The organism is Nostoc sp. PCC 9305, assembly GCF_963920915.1.
In the GTDB taxonomy this organism is placed as follows: Bacteria; Cyanobacteriota; Cyanobacteriia; order Cyanobacteriales; family Nostocaceae; genus Nostoc.
This window is the reverse complement of the sequence record NZ_CAWUDN010000055.1, coordinates 20,307-41,021: the sequence shown is the minus strand read 5'-3', so window position 1 is coordinate 41,021 and position 20,715 is coordinate 20,307. Positions and strand designations below refer to the sequence as shown.

At 42.8% G+C, this 20,715-nt stretch carries 18 protein-coding genes and 1 other RNA gene; 16 read left to right on the top strand and 3 right to left on the bottom strand.

Features of this window, described 5'->3' with window-relative positions; translation table 11 throughout:
• Nucleotides 1-23: 23 nt before the first annotated feature.
• From petL to ssrA, 10 genes are all read left to right on the top strand, one after another.
• A complete protein-coding gene (petL, locus tag ACM0OX_RS20465; RefSeq protein ID WP_099101760.1) occupies nucleotides 24-119 on the top strand; it encodes a cytochrome b6-f complex subunit PetL in 96 nt (31 codons plus the stop codon).
• 269 nt (nucleotides 120-388) lie between these two features.
• Nucleotides 389-829, top strand: a complete 441-nt coding sequence (locus tag ACM0OX_RS20460) for an ATP synthase subunit I (RefSeq protein WP_334719948.1) — start codon at nucleotides 389-391, stop codon at nucleotides 827-829.
• A 60-nt stretch (nucleotides 830-889) separates the two neighbouring features.
• Complete coding sequence (atpB, locus tag ACM0OX_RS20455) at nucleotides 890-1,651, top strand: F0F1 ATP synthase subunit A (protein ID WP_322674305.1); 762 nt, start codon at nucleotides 890-892, stop codon at nucleotides 1,649-1,651.
• Nucleotides 1,652-1,799: 148 nt separating this feature from the next.
• Nucleotides 1,800-2,045 (top strand): ATP synthase F0 subunit C, encoded by a 246-nt coding sequence (gene atpE, locus ACM0OX_RS20450; RefSeq protein ID WP_013192016.1) that lies wholly within the window; start codon nucleotides 1,800-1,802, stop codon nucleotides 2,043-2,045.
• 182 nt (nucleotides 2,046-2,227) lie between these two features.
• Complete coding sequence (locus ACM0OX_RS20445) at nucleotides 2,228-2,659, top strand: F0F1 ATP synthase subunit B' (protein ID WP_414516844.1); 432 nt, start codon at nucleotides 2,228-2,230, stop codon at nucleotides 2,657-2,659.
• A gap of 214 nt (nucleotides 2,660-2,873) precedes the next feature.
• Nucleotides 2,874-3,446: a F0F1 ATP synthase subunit B gene (locus tag ACM0OX_RS20440; protein ID WP_414516843.1), complete on the top strand. Its 573-nt coding sequence runs from the start codon at nucleotides 2,874-2,876 to the stop codon at nucleotides 3,444-3,446.
• The gene (atpH, locus tag ACM0OX_RS20435) at nucleotides 3,443-3,997 is read left to right on the top strand and encodes an ATP synthase F1 subunit delta (RefSeq protein WP_414516842.1); all 555 of its coding nucleotides are present in this window, start codon (nucleotides 3,443-3,445) and stop codon (nucleotides 3,995-3,997) included. The genes ACM0OX_RS20440 and atpH overlap by 4 nt, the downstream gene beginning before the upstream one ends.
• A gap of 241 nt (nucleotides 3,998-4,238) precedes the next feature.
• The gene (atpA, locus tag ACM0OX_RS20430) at nucleotides 4,239-5,753 is read left to right on the top strand and encodes a F0F1 ATP synthase subunit alpha (RefSeq protein WP_414516841.1); all 1,515 of its coding nucleotides are present in this window, start codon (nucleotides 4,239-4,241) and stop codon (nucleotides 5,751-5,753) included.
• A 122-nt stretch (nucleotides 5,754-5,875) separates the two neighbouring features.
• Entirely contained in the window at nucleotides 5,876-6,823 is a 948-nt protein-coding gene (locus tag ACM0OX_RS20425) for a F0F1 ATP synthase subunit gamma (RefSeq protein WP_414516840.1), read from the top strand.
• Between the two features lie 179 nt (nucleotides 6,824-7,002).
• Nucleotides 7,003-7,393: a transfer-messenger RNA gene (ssrA, locus tag ACM0OX_RS20420) on the top strand.
• Nucleotides 7,394-7,842: 449 nt separating this feature from the next.
• Here the strand turns inward: ssrA and ACM0OX_RS20415 are convergent.
• The gene (locus tag ACM0OX_RS20415; protein ID WP_334839353.1) at nucleotides 7,843-8,298 is read right to left on the bottom strand and encodes a helix-turn-helix domain-containing protein; all 456 of its coding nucleotides are present in this window, start codon (nucleotides 8,296-8,298) and stop codon (nucleotides 7,843-7,845) included.
• A gap of 1,093 nt (nucleotides 8,299-9,391) precedes the next feature.
• Here ACM0OX_RS20415 and ACM0OX_RS20410 point away from each other — a divergent pair.
• The 4 genes from ACM0OX_RS20410 to ACM0OX_RS20395 all read left to right on the top strand — a co-directional run bounded on the left by ACM0OX_RS20410 (nucleotide 9,392) and on the right by ACM0OX_RS20395 (nucleotide 13,754).
• On the top strand, nucleotides 9,392-11,131 hold the full coding sequence (locus ACM0OX_RS20410; protein WP_414516839.1) for a diflavin flavoprotein: 1,740 nt from the start codon (nucleotides 9,392-9,394) through the stop codon (nucleotides 11,129-11,131).
• 140 nt (nucleotides 11,132-11,271) lie between these two features.
• Nucleotides 11,272-12,984 (top strand): diflavin flavoprotein, encoded by a 1,713-nt coding sequence (locus ACM0OX_RS20405; RefSeq protein ID WP_334839356.1) that lies wholly within the window; start codon nucleotides 11,272-11,274, stop codon nucleotides 12,982-12,984.
• Between the two features lie 58 nt (nucleotides 12,985-13,042).
• Nucleotides 13,043-13,381, top strand: a complete 339-nt coding sequence (locus tag ACM0OX_RS20400) for a hypothetical protein (RefSeq protein WP_414516838.1) — start codon at nucleotides 13,043-13,045, stop codon at nucleotides 13,379-13,381.
• 193 nt (nucleotides 13,382-13,574) lie between these two features.
• Nucleotides 13,575-13,754, top strand: a complete 180-nt coding sequence (locus tag ACM0OX_RS20395) for a hypothetical protein (protein ID WP_228013468.1) — start codon at nucleotides 13,575-13,577, stop codon at nucleotides 13,752-13,754.
• A gap of 20 nt (nucleotides 13,755-13,774) precedes the next feature.
• Here ACM0OX_RS20395 and ACM0OX_RS20390 read toward each other — a convergent pair whose 3' ends face one another.
• Nucleotides 13,775-15,067: a dicarboxylate/amino acid:cation symporter gene (locus tag ACM0OX_RS20390; RefSeq protein WP_414516837.1), complete on the bottom strand. Its 1,293-nt coding sequence runs from the start codon at nucleotides 15,065-15,067 to the stop codon at nucleotides 13,775-13,777.
• 193 nt (nucleotides 15,068-15,260) lie between these two features.
• On the opposite strand from ACM0OX_RS20390, the gene ACM0OX_RS20385 reads away from it, so the two are divergent.
• Both ACM0OX_RS20385 and tnpA read left to right on the top strand, forming a co-directional pair.
• Complete coding sequence (locus tag ACM0OX_RS20385) at nucleotides 15,261-17,891, top strand: DNA polymerase III subunit alpha (protein ID WP_414516836.1); 2,631 nt, start codon at nucleotides 15,261-15,263, stop codon at nucleotides 17,889-17,891.
• Nucleotides 17,892-18,333: 442 nt separating this feature from the next.
• Nucleotides 18,334-18,744 (top strand): IS200/IS605 family transposase, encoded by a 411-nt coding sequence (gene tnpA, locus ACM0OX_RS20380; RefSeq protein ID WP_414516835.1) that lies wholly within the window; start codon nucleotides 18,334-18,336, stop codon nucleotides 18,742-18,744.
• 137 nt (nucleotides 18,745-18,881) lie between these two features.
• Here tnpA and ACM0OX_RS20375 read toward each other — a convergent pair whose 3' ends face one another.
• Nucleotides 18,882-20,630 carry an NFACT family protein gene (locus tag ACM0OX_RS20375; protein ID WP_414516834.1) on the bottom strand — a complete coding sequence of 583 codons (1,749 nt, stop codon included), beginning with the start codon at nucleotides 20,628-20,630 and terminating at the stop codon, nucleotides 18,882-18,884.
• Nucleotides 20,631-20,715 lie beyond the last annotated feature (85 nt).

Here is a 20,715-nt window from a genome sequence, read left to right as displayed (position 1 = left end):
GGAAGTATTCTGGAGAGCAATAAATGTTTGCAATTGTATCTTATATCGTCTTCTTGGGTTTATTCTTTGGCTTATCTGTAGGTTTGCTGTTCGGTCTGCGGACTGCCAAGATAATTTAATCGAGAGGTAGATTCAACCCAAGATTATTGTGGGGTGGGCATCTTGCCTGCCCTCAATTTATCAATATCCTATAAAACCCTAACTTTTTCACTAAGCCCACCTCAGCGGACTTGGTAAAAGTGCTGTAGGCTTTAGTCTGTCGGCACTTACTCTCTGATGTTGACAAGAAGTTAATTGTTTTTTCCTAAAGTATTGTTACCGCATCGTGATATGATTCAGCTGACTGAATGTGCAGTCATCATATTTAACTGTACTGGTTTCAAGTCCCGTGAGCTTGTCTGACGAATCAATTGCGCCCACTCCGACAACGCAACAAGATGCTAAAACTGGTTCTGAAGACACAGAATCAGGTAACTCCATGCAAGAGTTCCATCAACTCTTCCAGCGATTGTTGGTAATCACGCTTGTCTTAACGGGGGTTATTTTTATCTCTGTGTGGATTTTTTATTCCTTAAACATTGCCCTAAATTATTTAATTGGGGCGTGTACAGGTGTGGTTTACTTAAAAATGTTGGCTAGAGATGTTGAGCAGCTCGGTAGTGAGAAAACCAGTTTGAGCAAAACTCGTTTTGCTCTATTTATGGGAGTCATGATCGTGGCAACTCAATGGCGTGAGCTACAGATTTTGCCCATATTTTTGGGATTTCTAACTTACAAAGCCACGCTCTTCGTCTATATGGTGCAAATTGCGTTCATTCCTGATTCTTAAAAAGTCAGGCTCACAAAGATAGTAATCCCATCCTCGCTCGTTGGGGAAAATGCTTGAAGAATGCAAATGCTTAGTGTCTTAAACGCCTTTAATTCTTTTCCCCTCGCCGAATTAGAAGTAGGACATCATTTCTACTGGCAATTAGGCAATCTTAAAATTCATGGGCAAGTTTTTCTCACCTCATGGTTTGTGATTAGCATTTTAGTAGTGGCTTCAATAGCTGCTACTCGCAACGCACAAAGAATTCCCAAGGGCATCCAGAATTTGATGGAATATGCCCTAGAATTTATTCGTGATTTGGCCAAAAACCAACTTGGTGAGAAAGAGTACCGTCCTTGGGTGCCATTTATTGGCACATTGTTTTTGTTTATTTTCGTATCGAACTGGTCAGGCGCACTAATTCCCTGGAAGCTCATCAGGCTACCTTCGGGCGAATTGGCAGCTCCCACCAATGACATCAATACGACTGTTGCATTAGCACTGCTAACTTCCTTAGCGTACTTTTACGCGGGTTTTAGCAAGCGGGGTTTAGGCTACTTTAAGAAATATATAGAGCCAACACCCGTTTTGTTGCCGATCGCAATTCTTGAAGATTTCACCAAGCCCCTCTCCCTAAGCTTCCGGCTATTTGGTAATATTTTGGCGGATGAATTGGTAGTCGCGGTGTTGGTGCTGCTAGTTCCTCTATTTGTACCTCTGCCTGTAATGGCCTTGGGTTTATTTACCAGTGCCATTCAAGCCCTGGTTTTCGCCACCCTCGCCGGAGCATACATTCATGAGGCAATGGAGGGACATGGCGGAGAAGAACATGAGGAGCATTAAACTTCTCAGTTGATAGCACAGTTCCAAGAGCATTTTGCTCAAAACATCGCAAAGCGCGATCAAATGAACTCATGTGCAGCGTGAAAACCACGTTTCTAGTCGTTAACGTACTTTTGTTAGTTTTGTAATCAAAGCAAGGAAAATCAACATGGATCCATTAGTTCAGGCTGCTTCAGTTCTCGCTGCTGCTTTAGCGATTGGTTTAGCTGCAATTGGCCCTGGTATTGGTCAAGGTAACGCTGCTGGACAAGCAGTAGAAGGTATTGCTCGTCAACCTGAAGCAGAAGGAAAAATTCGCGGTACTCTGCTATTAACCTTGGCATTCATGGAATCCTTGACTATCTATGGTCTAGTAATTGCCTTGGTATTGCTGTTTGCTAACCCCTTTGCCTAATACCTGAAAATTTTTGTGAGTGTGGAGACGTGAACAATCACGCCTCTACAATCGAAACATTTTGGGTATCTTAATAGTTCTAAAGTTCAGTTGACCCTTGTTGGCTATGGGTCTCTAAAATATGAAAGGTTGGATGATGTTGCTAGCCATGAAAACTGCTACTCCAGCCAAAGAGGAGACAAATGTTTGATTTCGATGCTACCTTGCCCTTCATGGCATTGCAATTCCTGCTATTAGCAGCTTTGTTGAATGCAATTTTCTATAAGCCACTGACCAAGGTACTAGACGATCGCGATAATTATATCCGAACGAATACCCTTGAGGCGCAAGAAAGCTTGGCTAAAGCCGAGCGCTTGGCTACCGAATATGAGCAGCAACTTGCAGACGCTCGCAGACAATCGCAAGCGACTTTAGAAGCAGCTCAACTTGAAGCTAAGAAAATTACTGCCGAGAAAATAGCTGAGGCCCAAAAGGAAGCTCAGTCTCAACGAGAACAAGCTTCTGTTGAAATAGAACAACAAAAGCAAGAAGCTTTTCGCACCTTAGAGCAACAAGTTGATGCTCTAAGCAGGCAGATTCTAGAAAAACTATTGGGGCCAACTCCAGTTAGATAAGCTAACTAGACTGGTTCTGTGAAAGCATACGCGCAACTGGGCCCTAGTCCAGAGCGCTTAATTAAGTGTCAAAAAAAGGCACTTTTTTCCCTTCAGGGGAAAGATACTTAATTTCCTTACGGGGAAAAGATAATTAATTTCCCTGCGGGGGAAAGATAATTAATTTCCCTTCGGGAAAATACAACGTATTAGCAAGCGAGCAGCGCACTTGTAAATGGGTATCATGGGGACATTCTTATTACTTGCCGCAGAAGCGAACGCTGTTCACTCTGAATTGGCAGAAGGCGCAGCAGAAGGTGGTTTCGGTCTAAACCTAGACATTTTTGAAACCAATCTGATTAATCTAGCGATTCTGATTGGCATATTATTCTACTTCGGACGTAAGGTTTTAAGCAATATCCTGAACGAGCGACAATCCAATATTGCCACCGCAATTCAGGAAGCAGAAGGGCGCTTAAAAGAGGCAAAGACTGCCCTTTCCCAAGCGCAAGAGCAGTTGAAGCAATCTCAGGCAGAAGCACAACGCATCCGCCAATCTGCTGAAGAAAACGCCATCAAGGCTAAAGAAGCTTTGTTAGCGAAGGCAGTGCAAGACGTAGAACGCTTGAAACAAACAGCAGCAGCAGATTTAAACACTGAAACTGATCGAGCGATCGCTCAACTGCGGCAAAGAGTTGCTACACTAGCATTGCAAAAAGTCGAATCGCAACTTCAAGGCGGGATTGCTGACGATGCTCAACAAAGTTTAATTGACCGTAGCATCGCACAACTGGGAGGCAATGTATGACAAGTCAAGTAGCGACAGCCGAAGTAGCCCAACCTTACGCACAGGCACTTTTGTCAATAGCTCAATCGAAAAACTTGACAGAAGAGTTCGGGCAAGATGCGCGGACTTTCCTGGGACTGCTCAGGGCAGACAAACAGTTACACAACTTCTTCAGCAACCCGTTTATTCAGGCTGAGAACAAAAAAGCTCTCATCAAACAAATACTCGGTGAAGGTTCTAACCCCTACTTACGCAATTTTTTGCTGGTATTGGTAGACAAACGCCGCATTGCCTTCTTGGAATCGATTTTTGAACAGTATCTGGCGCTGTTGCGGCAGCTGAACCAAACCGTATTAGCGGAAGTAATTTCAGCCGTTCCCCTCACAGAAGCTCAACAGCAGGCGATCATCCAAAAGGTCATTGCCATCAGTAATGCTCGCCAGGTAGAACTAGAAACCAAGGTAGACAGTGAGTTAATTGGTGGTGTGATCATTAAAGTAGGCTCGCAGGTAATTGACGCCAGTATCCGGGGTCAGTTGCGCCGCCTTTCATTGCGCTTAACTAATAGCTAGAAAGTTAGGAGTTAGAGAGACGCGATTATACTCTTACGAGAAGCCGCTCTACGAGCGTCTACGCGTCTGTACAGGAAGTAGAGAGATGCGATTAACCCTTGTCTGTACAGTTAGGAGTTAAGTAAATAGTAATTTATTTTGACTTTTAACTTGTAATTTTGGCATTTTTAACTCATCACTCCTAACTCTTAACTCCTAACTGAATTAATTTTTCCGTCTCGAAAGCAAAAAAGATAGACACATGAGCATATCAATTAGACCTGACGAAATTAGCAGCATTATCCAACAACAAATCGAGCAATACGACCAAGAAGTCAAAGTTGCTAACGTTGGTACCGTCCTGCAAGTAGGTGACGGTATTGCCCGGATTTATGGTCTGGAAAAGGCTATGTCTGGGGAACTCTTGGAATTTGAAGATGGCACTATTGGCATCGCCCAGAACTTAGAAGAAGACAACGTGGGCGCGGTGCTGATGGGTGAAGGGCTGGAAATTCAAGAAGGTAGTTCTGTAACCGCTACTGGTAGAATTGCCCAAGTACCCGTAGGAGAAGCCTTAATTGGCCGAGTTGTAGATGCTTTGGGTCGTCCCATCGATGGTAAGGGAGACATCAAAACTTCAGACAGCCGTTTGATTGAATCTCCAGCACCAGGTATCATCGCTCGTCGGTCTGTACACGAACCCATGCAAACTGGGATTACAGCTATTGACTCGATGATTCCCATCGGTCGTGGTCAACGGGAATTGATTATTGGCGATCGCCAAACCGGTAAAACTGCGATCGCGATCGACACCATCATCAACCAAAAAGAAGAAGATGTAGTTTGTGTCTACGTTGCGATCGGTCAAAAAGCTTCCACCGTTGCTAACGTGGTGCAGACATTGCAAGAAAAAGGCGCAATGGATTACACCGTCGTCGTCTTTGCTAGTGCCAGTGAACCAGCAACCCTACAATACCTAGCTCCTTACACAGGCGCAACTATTGCCGAGTACTTTATGTACAAAGGCAAAGCTACCCTGGTAATTTACGATGACCTTTCCAAGCAAGCCCAAGCTTATCGCCAAATGTCCCTCTTGCTGCGTCGTCCACCCGGACGCGAAGCTTACCCTGGAGATGTATTCTACATTCACTCTCGTTTGTTAGAAAGAGCAGCAAAGCTTAGTGACGAATTAGGTAAAGGCAGCATGACCGCCCTACCAATCATCGAAACCCAAGCTGGTGACGTTTCAGCATACATCCCCACCAACGTAATCTCCATTACCGATGGTCAGATATTCCTATCTTCTGACTTGTTTAACGCTGGTATCCGTCCGGCTGTAAACCCTGGTATTTCAGTATCCCGCGTGGGTTCTGCCGCTCAAACCAAGGCAATGAAAAAAGTTGCCGGTAAGATTAAATTGGAACTAGCCCAATTTGATGACCTACAAGCCTTCGCACAATTTGCTTCCGACTTAGATAAAGCCACTCAAGACCAGTTGGCACGGGGTCAACGGTTGCGCGAACTCCTCAAGCAGCCACAAAATTCGCCACTCTCGGTATACGAGCAAGTAGCAATTTTGTACGCTGGTATTAATGGTTACTTGGATGATGTAGCTGTAAATCAAGTAACTACCTTCACCAAAGGTCTGCGGGAATACTTAAAGGGTGGTAAATATGCCCAAGGAGTACAAGGATCTAAAGCACTAGGTGACGCAGAAGAAGCTGCCTTGAAGGAAGCACTCACCGAATACAAGAAGACCTTCAAAGCTACAGCGTAATTAGTCATTAGTCATTGGTCACGGGTCATTGGTACAGAACTAATGACTACTGGCTAATGACATAGACGCTTCTGCGGCTTCCCGCAGGGTAGGACAAATGACTAACTACTAAGGAAAAAATTATGGCCAATCTAAAAGCAATACGCGATCGCATCCAGTCGGTCAAAAACACCAAAAAAATCACAGAAGCCATGCGCCTCGTAGCTGCGGCTAGAGTGCGTCGGGCGCAAGAACAAGTGCTAGCAACTCGCCCCTTTGCCGATCGCTTGGCACAAGTATTGTACGGTTTGCAAAGCCGTCTGCGCTTTGAAGAAGCAAACCTACCACTACTGAAAAAACGCCAAGTTAAGTCAGTTGGGTTGTTGGTTATTTCAGGCGATCGCGGTTTATGCGGCGGCTACAATAACAACGTTATTCGTCGTGCAGAAAACCGTGCTAAGGAAATCAAGGCAGAAGGTTTAGACTATCAATTTGTGCTCGTTGGGCGCAAAGCTACACAGTACTTTCAACGCCGTGATCAGCCCATTGATGCTACCTATAGCGGTTTAGAGCAAATCCCTACTGCTGCGGAAGCCAATCAAATTGCTGACCAACTGCTTTCTTTGTTTCTGTCGGAAGAAGTTGACCGCATCGAATTAATCTATACCAGATTCATTTCCTTAGTTAGCTCCCGCCCTGTCATACAAACCTTACTGCCGCTCGATCCGCAAGGTCTAGAAGCAGGCGATGACGAAATCTTCCGCTTGACAACTCGTGGCGGTAAATTTGAAGTCGAACGCGAGAAAGTCACTAAGCAAGTCCGCCCGTTGGCTCCTGACATGATTTTTGAACAAGATCCAGTGCAGATTCTTGATTCTCTGTTGCCCCTATATCTGAGTAACCAGCTATTGCGAGCACTGCAAGAATCGGCGGCTAGTGAACTAGCTGCACGGATGACAGCTATGAGTAATGCTAGTGAAAATGCGGGTGAATTGATTAATACCCTCACACTGTCTTACAACAAAGCCCGACAAGCTGCAATTACCCAAGAACTGCTTGAGGTCGTAGGTGGTGCTGAAGCACTAACTTAGAAAAATACTTGTTGTGGATCATCGTAAATAGCCAATTGCTAATGGTTTTAAAATTAGCGATTGGCTATTTTGAGTAATTGGAGCCATATATCCTGATTTTGTTAATTACGAATTACGAATTACGAATTACGAATTACGAATTCAATAATCGCGTACTATAATTGAAGTATGAAGCGCATGGGTCCGTCACGGTTTCGACAGGTTGGCGAACGCTGCTCTGTGATTCAGGTCGAGAGTGAGTCTCCTCTCGGAAATCAAAGGCTCAAACAAAAAGTAAATGCGAATAACATCGTTAACTTTGCTCGTAAGGATGCTCTAGTAGCAGCCTAAAACGCCTCTTATAGGTTCGAGCGTCTTTAGTTTGACTCCGTTAAGGACTGAAGACCAACCCCCAACGGATGCTCTAGCAAGCGTTCTCTGGTTGGCTTGCTGGCTAAGATCAAATCAGAGCATCCTACGTTCGGGATAATGAACGATTCCCGCCTTGAGGATTAGAAAGGCTAAACCTGTGAATGAGCGGGGGGTTAATACCCAATTTGGACAGCAGTTCGACTCTGCTCGGATCCACTAAAGATAGTAACAAGTCCACTTGACACTGTAATGTGTAAGTGGACTTTGTTTTATGGGAAACTCCCATCAGAATTTTCTATAATGCACAGCTAATACCATTTTGGATTTTAGATACTTCGACTTCTCTACGAGACGCTACGCGTTAGCGGAGCTTTCGCTTTAGCGATACGCTCAGTACAAGTTTTGGATTTTGGATTGTGAAACATCTATTGGATAAGTGTTTCAGTTTTCCATCTGTCGCAATCATTTTTTAAATTGGTATAACTTGAGTTCAAGGGCTAATATAGCAAGACCGTTCAGTTAAGCCCAAGTAATAGAAAGAAGCGCAACACGCACTATCTCTGCAAAAAGCAGGAACTTGTCAAGAAGGTAATCATGATTGTCACTCACGATTTAGCGATCGCATCTCAAAGGAAACGAGTGATTCAAGTCCAAGATGGTTTAATTAGCTAATTATGCTGTTTCTGGGTTTGTGTGCGTGCGCTTCCAAACCTCCTTCCCCTTTTTTTCAGTACCCGTCGTAGTCGATCTGCACTCAAGTTTACTTGACGTTCAGACGCCAGTTTTTTTGCTAATTGTTTAGAGTTATAAGTCTCTGACTCTTGAGCTAAACAATTTTCGAGATAAACCAAATCCGATTCCGAATATCGGGGTTTTCCTCCTCGACCGGGAGCATCCCATAAACCTGCTAAACCCATTTTTTCCCAGCGATGAAGGGTTTGACGCACTGTTGAAATTGCCCAGTTCAAGCCTTTTGCAATTTGCTCATTTTTTAAGCCACGAGTATTCAGCAGTAAAACTTGAGCACGATCCTTAGTACGTTGAGGAACATCTTTGGCTTTTCTCAACTCTTCTAAAGTTAGCTTTTCCTCTTCTGTGAGAAACACTTTTAATCGGCATCCCATAAAAAATAGCCTTTTACAAAATCAATTTTTGTCATTTTTGTATCTATTTACGTCTGTATACTGAATTACTTAGGTATTTCACCATACATTCGAGAAAACTGAACTAAAGTATTAAGGATGTCAGCGTCTATAAGACCGCAACACGATCGGTATTGGCTTGAGAACACTATCAAAGTTTGCAATTTTTCATCAACAATGGATTTTTATAAAAAGTTCGGCACACCGAGATTACACATTAACCTATATAGGCAGACTTATCTGATAGCCTAAAGCTTTAGCTTATAGCTATGACAAGAAAAATTGGTTGGCGTTATCTTGATTAATGTTTAAAGTCGATAATAAAGGACTGTATCATTAAATTCCTGAGATTATTCCTATGCTTACGCAGGTTTATCGAAACTTTAAAAATCCTTTTTACGCTAGTTTCCATTTGGATGAGCGGAAAAAGAGATACAAGCCTAGTTTCTTTTTATTCAACTAGTCTCTGGAAATTTGACTTGATTATCTCCAAAAAAATATCTGTTTTACCGACTTTACATAAAGTTTATATTCTATGTACCATATTTTTGATTAAGACAACAACAGATTGAATATCTATTGAATTAACTAATGTTAACAGCCTATTCGATGCTTTTTGGAAGTCTAATAAGGTTTATCCTACCTTTCCTACCTTTCCTACCTTTCCCACCTTTCCTACTTTTTCTAATTAAGGAAGTATCCGAAAAAATATATTTTTTAAGTAGAAAAATATATTCTCTGACAATATCAAGCATCACAAGTAATTTAAACTTGATAGATAGACTTGCAATGTAATATTGTTTAAATTATGCTGTTCTAATTAAAAAATATAATTGCTATGATGTTTTTGAATTAAGATAAAACCACATCAATAGGAAAAAATAAGTACTCAGTAAAACTTAGGAATAAATTAATATTGAGTAGATTTTTTGAGTCATATTTTTTGCTGAAAAACAGCAATATTTGATACAAGTTAAATTTTTCAAAAACTGATATTCATTACAACTTCAAATAAAAATAATAGAGAGAATGGGGGCAGAAGAAAAACCTGTTAATTTGCGCTCGGAGACGAATAATGGTATCGATGTCTACGACCGGCAAGGCCCACGAAGAGAACGTTCAACATCGGCTAACTATACAAACTGTAGAAATTGCCCCTAACACAACGGCGATTCGCTCTCTTGACTGGGATCGCGATCGCTTTGATATCGAATTCGGACTGCAAAACGGTACAACCTATAATTCATATCTAATTAGGGGCGAACAAACAGTTTTGATTGATACTTCTCACCAGAAGTTTCGCGATCTGTATTTAGAGACCCTTAAAGGTCTTGTTAACCCCAAAACAATTGATTACATAATTGTTAGTCACACAGAGCCAGACCATAGCGGCTTAGTAGAAGATGTACTCCAGTTAGCTCCTAGAGCTACAGTTTTAGCCTCAAAAGTTGCACTTCAGTTTTTGGAAGGTTTGGTTCACGATCCTTTCTCGAAGAGGGTTGTGAAAACTGGCGATCGCATCGATATCGGCAAAGGCCACGAAATGGAATTCGTGAGTGCGCCTAACCTGCACTGGCCGGATACAATCTTTAGCTTTGACCGCAAAACCCAAATTCTTTACACCTGTGATGCTTTTGGGATGCATTTTTGTGACGATCGCACCTTTGATGAAGATTTAGAAGCGATTGAAGCTGACTTTAGATTTTACTACGACTGCTTGATGGGCCCTAATGCCCGTTCGCTGCTGAATGCGATGAAGCGGATGGGCGATCTCGGAAAGATTAATATTATCGCCAATGGTCACGGCCCACTATTATACCACCATTTAGATGTTCTGACCGGGTGTTATGAAAATTGGAGCCAAAAACAAGCTAAAGCAGAAACCACAGTTGGCTTGTTTTTTGTCTCAGAATATGGATATGGCGAGCGTCTTGGTCACGCAATTGCCGAAGGTATCCTGAAAACTGGCGTTGGGGTAGAAGTACTGGATCTGAGTACTGCTGAAAGCCAAGAAATTCAAGAACTAGCCGGGAGAGCAGCTGGCATCATTATCGGGATGCCCCCAACTACCTCCGCCGCCGCCCAAGCTAGTATCAGTTCGGTGCTAGCTGTCGCCAAGAACAAGCAATTTCTTGGGCTGTTTGAATGTTACGGTGGGGATGATGAACCCATTGATACACTCCGCAGACAATTTCTTGACTCTGGCATCAAAGAAGCTTTCCCACCCATTCGGATTAAAGAGACTCCCAGCGCATCAACATTCCAGTTGTGTGAAGAAGCGGGTAAAGACATCGGACAATTGCTAGTGCGCGATCGCAACATCAAGCAAATTAAGTCCCTTGATGTCAACATGGAAAAGGCGCTGGGTCGCATTAGCAGCGGACTATATATAGTCACCACCAAAAAAGATAACGTCTCAAGTGCAATGCTGGCATCGTGGGTAACGCAAGCGAGTTTGCAACCATTAGGATTCACAATTGCCGTTGCCAAAGACCGCGCCATTGATTCCTTAATGCAAGTAGGCGATCGCTTCGTCCTCAACGTTTTGGAAGAAGGCAATTTTCAAGAACTCAAAAAACACTTCCTCAAGCGCTTGCATCCCGGCGCTGACCGCTTTGCAGGAGTAAAAACTCAAACCGCAAAAAACGGTTCGCCGATTCTGGCAGATGCTCTGGCATACATGGAATGTGAAATACAGACCAGCATGGAATGCAGCGACCACTGGATTTTATACTGCACTGTCCAAGAAGGTCGTGTCTCCAAAAACGATGGATTGACAGCCGTTCGCCATCGGAAAGTAGGTAATTACTACTAAGAAATAGGGAAGAGGTAATAGGTGACAGGGGACAGCAAAGAAAACTATCCCCTGTTTCCTATGATCCATACCCTATAACCTATCCCCTATTCCCTATTCCCTATCCCCTATCCCCTATTCCCTAACTTTATCCAACAGCTATGACCAATTCCAAGCCACGCGACGTACAAGTTCTACCAATTGCTACAAATACTAAAGCGATCAGAGCGCGTAGTTGGTCACGTCTGCGGTTTGAAATTGAATACGCACTTGAAAGAGGTACTACTTCCAATTGCTATTTAATTGAAGCTGATAAAACCGCACTTATCGATCCACCGCCAGAAAGCTTTACCGAAATTTATTTAGAGGCATTGCGGCAGACTTTAGATTTACAAAGTTTGGATTATATAATCCTGGGTCATTTTAGTCCCAATCGAGTTGCAACCCTCAAAGCAATTTTAGAACTGGCACCACAGGTAACTTTTGTCTGTTCTCTTCCTGGTGCGAACAATTTGCGTGCTGCTTTCTTAGAGCAAGATTTAAATGTCTTGGTGATGCGGGGGAAAGAAACTCTGGATTTAGGTAAGGGTCATGTTTTGAAATTCCTACCCACTCCCAGTCCGCGTTGGCCGGAAGGACTTTGTACCTACGATCGGCAAACTCAAATTCTCTACACAGATAAGTTATTTGCAACTCATCTCTGTGGTGATGAAGTGTTTGATGATAACTGGGAAGCGCTCAAAGAAGACCAGCGTTACTATTTTAACTGCCTGATGGCTCCCCAAACTCCTCATGTGCAAGCAGCTTTGGAGAAAATATCAGATTTGCAGGTGAGAATGTATGCTGTGGGTCATGGGCCTTTGGTACGCAGCAGCTTAATCGAACTCACCAAAGCTTATGGAGAGTGGAGCCGTTCTCACAACGATCGCGAAATTTCCGTTGCCCTACTTTACGCTTCAGCTTACGGAAATACAGCGACTTTAGCACAAGCGATCGCTCTGGGACTAACTAAAGGTGGAGTTGCAGTTAAATCAATCAACTGCGAATTTGCTACCCCTGATGAAATTCGCATCAACCTCGCACAGTCAGAGGGTTTTATCATCGGTTCACCTACCATCGGTGGTCATGCACCAACTCCCATACATACTGCTTTAGGGATTGTGTTATCGAGTGGTGACAACAGCAAACTCGCTGGGGTATTTGGTTCCTATGGCTGGAGTGGTGAAGCATTTGACTTAATTGAAGGTAAACTCCGCGATGCTGGATATCGCTTTGGTTTTGACACCCTGAAGGTGAAGTTTAAACCTGATGATGTCACTCTCAAATTCTGTGAAGAACTCGGTACAGATTTTGCCCAAGCACTGAAAAAGGCTAAAAAGGTACGCGTACCCCAACAAGCCGCTACTCCAGTGGAACAGGCTGTTGGCCGGATCGTTGGTTCCGTTTGCGTGGTGACAGCTAAACAAGGAGAAGTGTCTACCGCAATGTTAGGCGCTTGGGTTTCTCAAGCCACCTTTAATCCACCCGGAATCACAGTGGCGATCGCTAAAGAGCGAGCCATCGAATCTTTGATGTATCCAGGCGGTAAGTTTGCCTTAAATATTTTACCTGAAGGCAATCATCAAGAATACATGAAGCATTTCCGTAAATCTTTCGCCCCTGGAGAAGATCGATTTGCCAACTTTAGTACAGCAGTTGCAGATAACGGTTGTACTGTCCTCACCGACGCCTTAGCATATTTGGAATGTTCAGTCAACCAACGTCTGGAATGTGGCGATCACTGGGTTGTGTATGCAACTGTGGACGAAGGGAAATTACTCAAGCCTGATGCTGTGACTGCTATCAACCATCGCAAAACAGGCACTCATTATTAGATAGTCAGAAGTATAACTTAATGAAACCGCCTGAGCTCGAATATAGCCAAGGCATTTGATGAGAAAATTCTCTTTTTTCTGGGATGGGCAAGATGGCCATCCCAGTTTTTTATGCTTAATTAAAGAGTCATTCCAATATGTTCCAAACTTAAAGGATAAAATTAGCCGCGCTTTTGGGAGTACGTCGTCTAATGGCGATCGGATTTCGCAGCGACGAAATTCGGCGGGTGATAACGGTGGGATGAGAAGCAATTCAAAATTTATGTCTAATTCAGCAATTTTTCACCTATCTAATCTCAACGGTAGCAACGGCTTTGTAACAGTTTGCCTTAAGCAAACCTTATTATGTACGCCCCTAGCAATGTCTTTGAAGCAAGAATTTCGTGAAAAGTCATAATATTTCACAGGATATGGAATCAGAAAAATTGTGCATACAATTCTCAGTATTAAAGCGTAAACAACATAAATTCACTTGCTAGAATTCCGCAATTGCCACAAAGACAATCGCAAAAACGCAGGGTAGCCTTTAACTAGAAAAACAGTATTAGGTAATTCCTAGACACAACTTTTATATTATTTTTCTTGTTCTTATGACTCCAAAACACACCAAAATTAAATTTCCTCTTTGGCAGTATCTGAACCAGCCCTTATTTAGTCGGGATACTAAATTAGTATTGAATCCCCAACGGTTTGTATTGATCTGGCGTCTACAACTTTTAGAACGTTGCTGGACTAAAGCATGTGACGCCAAAGGGCCTCAACAGCATTAGATATCTGAAAAGCTGACAAACTAAGCCTCGTCCACAGAACGAGGCTTTTTGCCGTCAAGTAAAGCACTGACAGTCATATCTCCCATAACATTGATGGCGGTGCGGCAGCGATCTAAAAACCAGTCTACAGTAACTAGCAACGCGATGTACTGGGTAGGTAAGCCGACAGAAGTGAACACCAGTGTCATCGTCACTAGTCCAGCATTGGGAATATTTGCCGCACCTACAGATGCAAAAATCGAGGTAAGGATAACAATTAACTGCTGTGTCAGACTTAGATGTTGTCCAATTAGTTGGGAAATATACAACGCAGACATTGCTTCATAGAGGGCAGTACCATCATTATTGAAATTTGCCCCGACTAATGCCCCTAAAGCCGCAGAAGATTCCCTTAAACCGACTTTTGTTTGCAAAACCTCAAAGGTTATGGGCATTGCTGCCGCTGAGGAAGAAGTTGAGAAAGCTGTCAAAAAGGCATCAGAACCACCAGCGAGGAATTTTAGCGGGTGTACCCAAGAACCAAATTTGACTCTGATGAGGTAGTAGCACGCTTGCAATACCAGTGCTAACAATACGGCGACGATGAATGCACCTAAAGATTTAAATGGTGCAAAGCCCTGCATCGCAATAGTTTTGGCTACAATCCCAAAGACTGCGAACGGCACTAAAGCAATTACCCAGTTGAGGATGCGGACTACCGCTTCAAATAAAATTCCGATGACATCCTCTATCGGCTGGAATCCATTCTTCCCTTGGGCGATTTGTTCAGATTTTAATCCCCGCAGGACGATGCCAAAACTCAGGGCAATCACAATCAGTTGAATGACATTATTGTCCACCAATGGCTTGAGAACAGCTTCCGGTACAGCATCTTTGAGTATTCCCCAAGGATCGAGACTCTGAGGAGCTATTGCTGTACTTGTTGAGGTAGCTACATTGCCCCAAGTCCCTGGACGCAGGACATTGGCTACGAAAAGTCCCACCAAAATAGCTACAGTAGTATTGGTTAAAAGTAGCACTGCCAACCGCCGTCCGGCTGTTCCAGGGATGTTGGTAGTCATTAAAGTATGCAGCACCGCTACCAGAATTAGGGGTGTAGCCAAGGCACGGAGAGCCTTTAGTACCAATTCAGCCGGAATTGCTAAATTGTTGATTAAAGCGGTGTTGCTGGGATTGGGATTCCCCGCACCAAGGGCAATTCCGACACTGACTGCTACTATTAAGGCGATGAGAATTTGCAACGTGAGAGGGATACGCTGCCACCAAGGGCTAGCTTTGGTTTCAGGCGAAGTAGTTCTCTCTGTTTGACTCATTGGCTAGGTACTGGTTAACTGCTGTAACTATTAAAACAACACTAATGATAGTGATAATTCCCGAAAAAGAACAGCTTTAATTTTGGTTAAAAACTGTTAATCTAAGATTCCGTTGCTTTGCAAAATCTAGCTCGAAAGGGTATACCACAAGGTAGGCCCCTAGAGGTGTCTTGGCTTGTGGTTGGAGATGCTTATGTCCTTTGTTCCTTTACATATTCACAGTGACTACAGTCTGCTCGATGGGGCAAGTCAGCTACCAGAGTTGGTAGATCGAGCGATCGCACTGGGCATGAAAGCGATCGCCCTTACCGATCATGGTGTCATGTATGGAGCCGTTGAACTGATCAAAATCTGCCGTAGTCAAAATATTAAGCCGATTATCGGCAATGAAATGTATGTAATTAATGGCGATATTGAGAAACAAGAACGCCGTCCTAAATATCATCAAGTCGTTTTAGCTAAAAATACCAAAGGTTACAAAAACTTAGTCAAATTAACTACAATTTCTCACCTTAAAGGTGTTCAAGGTAAAGGAATTTTTTCTCGTCCTTGTATTAATAAAGATTTATTAAAAGAATATCATGAAGGCTTGATTGTCACCAGCGCTTGTTTGGGTGGAGAAGTTCCCCAAGCGATTCTCAGTAATAGACCAGATGCAGCCCGGAAAGTTGCTCAGTGGTATAAAGATGTATTTGGTGATGATTATTATTTAGAAATTCAAGACCACGGCTCCCAAGAAGACCGGATTGTGAATGTTGAAATAGTCAAAATTGCGCGTGAACTAGGGATTAAAATTATTGCGACTAATGATTCGCATTTTATTTCTTGTTTTGACGTTGAAGCCCATGATGCTTTGCTATGTATTCAAACTGGCAAGTTAATTATTGAAGATAAGCGGATGCGTTATAGCGGCACAGAGTATCTCAAGTCTGGTGAAGAGATGCGGCAGCTATTTCGCGACCATTTGCCGGATGATGTAATTGCAGAAGCGATCGCTACTACTGAAGAAGTCGCCGATAAGGTCGAGCCTTACCATATTATGGGTGAGCCTCAGATTCCTACGCCTCCTATTCCCTCCGGTCATACTGCTGACACTTACGCCGAAGATGTTGCATGGAGTGGACTTTTAGAACGCTTAAATCGCAAATCTCGTCAGGAAGTCGATTCCGTCTATAAAGAAAGATTGGAATACGAGCTGAAAATGATTCAGCAGATGGGTTTTTCTAAATACTTTTTAGTTGTCTGGGACTACATCAAATTTGCTAGAGATAATAATATTCCTGTGGGGCCAGGTCGGGGTTCGGCGGCTGGTTCATTAGTTGCTTATGCAATGAGAATTACTAATATTGACCCCGTGCATCATGGGTTACTATTTGAGCGTTTCTTGAACCCAGAACGGAAATCCATGCCTGATATTGATACAGATTTCTGTATTGAACAACGGGATAAAGTGATTGAATATGTCACTGAGAAATATGGTGCAGATAGAGTTGCTCAAATTATTACTTTTAACCGCCTAACTTCTAAAGCAGTTTTGAAAGATGTCGCCAGAGTATTAAATATTCCCTACGGGGAAGCTGACAAAATGGCGAAAATGATTCCTGTGGTGCGGGGGAAACCAACGAAACTCAAGGTAATGGTTTCTGATAAAACTCCAGAACCAGAGTTTAAAGAGAAATATGATAAAGAACCCCATGTTCGCCATTGGCTTGATATGGCTATGCGAATTGAAGGAACTAACAAAACTTTTGGTGTTCATGCCGCAGGTGTGGTAATTTCTGCCGATCCACTTGATGAAATTGTCCCGCTACAGAAGAATAATGACGGTTCCGTGATTACCCAATATTTCATGGAAGACCTGGAATCAATGGGTTTGTTGAAAATGGATTTTCTGGGTTTGCGGAACTTGACGCTGATTCAAAAAACTGTTGATTTGATTCAGGAAACGAGAGGATATCGCGTCGATCCTGATGAAATTCCGCGCCAGGAAAGAAAAGCCCAGAGGATATTAGCTAAAGGTGAACACAGCAGTTTACCTAAAGATGTCCAAAAAACTTATGAATTATTAGAAGCAGGTGAGTTAGAAGGGATATTTCAATTAGAATCTTCTGGAATGCGTCAGATCGTGCGAGATTTGAAACCTTCTAATATAGAAGATATTTCTTCAATTTTGGCACTTTATCGACCGGGGCCATTAGATGCAGGGCTAATTCCTAAATTTATTAACCGCAAACACGGTCGAGAAAAGATTGATTATCAGCACCAAATTCTGGAACCAATATTAGACGAAACTTATGGAATTATGGTCTATCAAGAGCAAATCATGAAAATTGCTCAAGATATGGCGGGATATTCTTTAGGACAAGCTGACTTGCTGCGTCGGGCGATGGGTAAAAAGAAAGTTTCTGAGATGCAAAAGCAGCGAGAGAAATTTGTGGATGGCGCAGCTAAAAATGGTGTACAGAAAAAAGTTGCAGATGAATTATTTGAGCAGATGTTGAAGTTTGCTGAATATTGTTTAAGCTATGACACGGAAATATTGACTGTAGAATATGGATTAATGCCGATTGGAGAAATTGTCGAAAAACGCATCGAATGCAGTGTGTACAGCGTTGATGATAATGGAAATATTTACACGCAACCTGTGGCACAGTGGCACGATCGCGGAGAACAAGAGGTGTTTGAATATTGCTTAGAAGATGGTTCATTAATTCGGGCAACAAAAGACCATAAGTTTATGACTGCTGATGGTCAAATGTTGCCAATTAATGAAATATTTGAACGCGAATTGGATTTAATGCGGGTTGAGAGTTTGCCTAATTGAGAGGAGAGGTAGTGATACAGCAGTTTCGGCAGCTATGAGGTACATCCTAAAAGCTGAAAGCAATGATAGGAGAGGGGCAAGGAGAAAACTATATTGCATAATAGCCGGAAGCGCTGTAATTGAGGAATAGCCAGAATAGCCAGAATAGCTAGGGAATAGCCAGGGAATAGAATTCCCTGTCTAATAGTGCAAGTCCTCTAGAAGAGGACTAAAAAAACTTGGTTTAATTGTTCGCTAGTTCCAGATAGTCGTCTTCAGACGACTTTAGCTTTCAGACAGGGAATTTCATTCCCTGGCTGGCTGCTGACTGGCTGCCTTCTGGCTGCCTTCGTGAACTGGCTGGGCTGATTCACTGGCTGACTGACACTGCTAATATGATAATTTTTTCAGCAATATGGGAAACATAAATGTATGTAAATAAATACAAAATTTAAAAAATATTATGTCTCTGTGGCGACTTTATTATCATATTGTTTGGGCAACAAAAAAACGCCAACCTCTAATTACTTCCAATAAAGAAACTGAGCTTTATAATTACATCATTAATAAATCCACTAGTTTAAATTGTATACTCCATGCCATTGGAGGTATTGAAGACCACATACATTTAGTAGTATCTATACCGCCAACAATCGCGATTGCAGAGTTTGTGAAAAAAATTAAAGGAAGTAGTTCTCACCATTTCAACCACAATCTTTGCCCTACATCAGAAAAATTTGCTTGGCAAGAAGGATATGGTATATTCTCTTTGGGCAGTAAGCAACTTGAGCAAGCTGTTCTATATGTTCAAAATCAAAAAATACATCATCTTGAAGGCACAGTAAATTCCCATTTAGAAAAAGCAGGCGCATAACCAAGAAAAAGAAACTGCTAATATCTACGGGCAACTCAAAGCTGATTCATTTAATCAATTTGCACCCAGAGAAAAAAGCAAGCGGAGAAAAATTAAAATAACTGATTTAGGTTTTGGTTAAGTAGAGAGTGTCATTTTTAATTTTGAATTGTTAATTGTGGTTTTCCCCAAAGTATGGTTTCCTGCTTGTAAATGGCAATTCCCGGTTTTGCTCCTTTGGGTTTGTAAACGTGTTTTGGCTGAGTGTAAACTACTGGTACTTGCTCACTCTGACGGGCGCGACTGTAGTATGCCGCAAGATTAGCTACAAATTGCAAATCAGCTTCTTCCGCAACAGCACCCGGTTCTAGACGTAGTAAGACATGACTCCCTGGAATTTCTTGAGCGTGAAACCATAAGTCATAATCCACTGCTACACGAAAGGTCAATTGGTCATTTTGGCGATTGTTACGACCGATTAATACTTCAAAGCCACTGGGAGTAAGGTAACGATGAAAGTTAGTGCTAGGGGGTTCATTGGCGCTGCGACTGCGATATTCTGGATCTTCAAGATACTTTTGTCCAATCAACTCTTCGCGGATTTCTTCTAAAGCTCGTAAATCTTCTGCTGTTTGGTAGGTGTCTATCTGAGCGTAGGCGTAGCCCATCGAAGATATCGCAGCTTCTACTTGTTCTAAATACTCAATTTCTGTCTGCACTTCCAATAGTAGCGGTTCGACGGCAGCACGAGCGCGTTTCAGCTTTTGGTGCTGTTTGTAAAGACTTTGGGCATTTTGGACGGCATTTTTATCTGGTTGGAGAGCGATCGCAATTGGTAAATTTGTCTCAAAATCAGCAAGGATAATTTCTTTCATCCCGGGTTGCCAGTTTTGCAGGTGAGCCATCAATAAATCAGCTTTTTTTCGATACTCATCAGCTCGATCTGATTGCTGCAAGCGCGTCTGAAAGGTTTGAGCTTTATTCCGTAATTTCGCCAGAATATTATTTAATTTCTGACTCAACTGATGGCGCAATTGGGAAAATAACTGTTGGTCAATTTGGTTACTGTAATAGCGGTTGAGCAACTCTTGGATATTTTTGACCTTTTCAACCGCACCCCAACCCATTACTGTGTAACCATCTTTTGTCCAAGCGGGTTGAAATTCTTTGGAATCTAGGGCTTGCAGCCATTCTTGCCAACGTTCAAACAACCGTCGCCAGTCGTCGGGGTTGAGAGTATCGGTGGATGTTTCTGGTGCGATATTTGCTTCTAGCAGCATTAACTCCAGTAGTGCAGCACTTAAGCCACTATAACTTTTGAGCAATTGCCGCTTGATTGCTCCTGGCACTAAACTTACCCGTTCTTGCCAACGTTCTTGAGATTCGCTCAAACTGGGGACAGTTCCAGTTAGTTTCGGTGGTGTTTCATAAGGTTGTCCGGTTTGGATGGGACGGACACTAGATTGTTGCTGACTGACTTGATGGGCGGCGGTGATAATTATATTGTTAGCGTCGGTGAGAATGACGTTGCTATACTTGCCCATGATTTCTGCATAGACATGATACAGGGCGCTTTCTCCAGGACGACGGGCAAATTGTAAATCAATCACACGCTCCCAAGGAGCGATCGCTTCAATCGCCACCAATGCCAAACCACCCAATTGGTGTATTAATTGTTGGCTAAAGGTAAAGGTATCTGGCGATCGCGGTGGCGGATCGCCGATACAAATATGTGCAGCTTGGGGATGCCAAGAAATCTGTAGCCAATCTCGCTGTTCTAGGGTGCGTAATGCCATAGCAATCGTGTAGCGATCGCGCTGGTAAACCTGTTCTAAGCGTGATGGTAGCCAGTTAGCGCGGATTTCGCTACAAGCAGCTGTGAGAGTGGTAAAGTCAACTGGTTGCAAAGCGATTAGTTTTTAACATTCAAATGGTAGCGATCGCCATGCCTTTATTTTTGTTTAGTTAAAGCATAACAGACCTCAACTATCA

What these genes read in the sequence shown, in the direction of transcription:
- petL (WP_099101760.1), top strand. Translation starts at nt 24, where the DNA reads ATGTTTGCAATTGTATCTTATATCGTCTTCTTGGGTTTATTCTTTGGC.
- atpB (WP_322674305.1), top strand. Translation starts at nt 890, where the DNA reads ATGCAAATGCTTAGTGTCTTAAACGCCTTTAATTCTTTTCCCCTCGCC.
- atpE (WP_013192016.1), top strand. Translation starts at nt 1,800, where the DNA reads ATGGATCCATTAGTTCAGGCTGCTTCAGTTCTCGCTGCTGCTTTAGCG.
- ACM0OX_RS20445 (WP_414516844.1), top strand. Translation starts at nt 2,228, where the DNA reads ATGTTTGATTTCGATGCTACCTTGCCCTTCATGGCATTGCAATTCCTG.
- ACM0OX_RS20440 (WP_414516843.1), top strand. Translation starts at nt 2,874, where the DNA reads ATGGGTATCATGGGGACATTCTTATTACTTGCCGCAGAAGCGAACGCT.
- atpH (WP_414516842.1), top strand. Translation starts at nt 3,443, where the DNA reads ATGACAAGTCAAGTAGCGACAGCCGAAGTAGCCCAACCTTACGCACAG.
- atpA (WP_414516841.1), top strand. Translation starts at nt 4,239, where the DNA reads ATGAGCATATCAATTAGACCTGACGAAATTAGCAGCATTATCCAACAA.
- ACM0OX_RS20425 (WP_414516840.1), top strand. Translation starts at nt 5,876, where the DNA reads ATGGCCAATCTAAAAGCAATACGCGATCGCATCCAGTCGGTCAAAAAC.
- ACM0OX_RS20415 (WP_334839353.1), bottom strand. Translation starts at nt 8,298, where the DNA reads ATGGGATGCCGATTAAAAGTGTTTCTCACAGAAGAGGAAAAGCTAACT.
- ACM0OX_RS20410 (WP_414516839.1), top strand. Translation starts at nt 9,392, where the DNA reads ATGGTATCGATGTCTACGACCGGCAAGGCCCACGAAGAGAACGTTCAA.
- ACM0OX_RS20405 (WP_334839356.1), top strand. Translation starts at nt 11,272, where the DNA reads ATGACCAATTCCAAGCCACGCGACGTACAAGTTCTACCAATTGCTACA.
- ACM0OX_RS20400 (WP_414516838.1), top strand. Translation starts at nt 13,043, where the DNA reads ATGAGAAAATTCTCTTTTTTCTGGGATGGGCAAGATGGCCATCCCAGT.
- ACM0OX_RS20395 (WP_228013468.1), top strand. Translation starts at nt 13,575, where the DNA reads ATGACTCCAAAACACACCAAAATTAAATTTCCTCTTTGGCAGTATCTG.
- ACM0OX_RS20390 (WP_414516837.1), bottom strand. Translation starts at nt 15,067, where the DNA reads ATGAGTCAAACAGAGAGAACTACTTCGCCTGAAACCAAAGCTAGCCCT.
- ACM0OX_RS20385 (WP_414516836.1), top strand. Translation starts at nt 15,261, where the DNA reads ATGTCCTTTGTTCCTTTACATATTCACAGTGACTACAGTCTGCTCGAT.
- tnpA (WP_414516835.1), top strand. Translation starts at nt 18,334, where the DNA reads ATGTCTCTGTGGCGACTTTATTATCATATTGTTTGGGCAACAAAAAAA.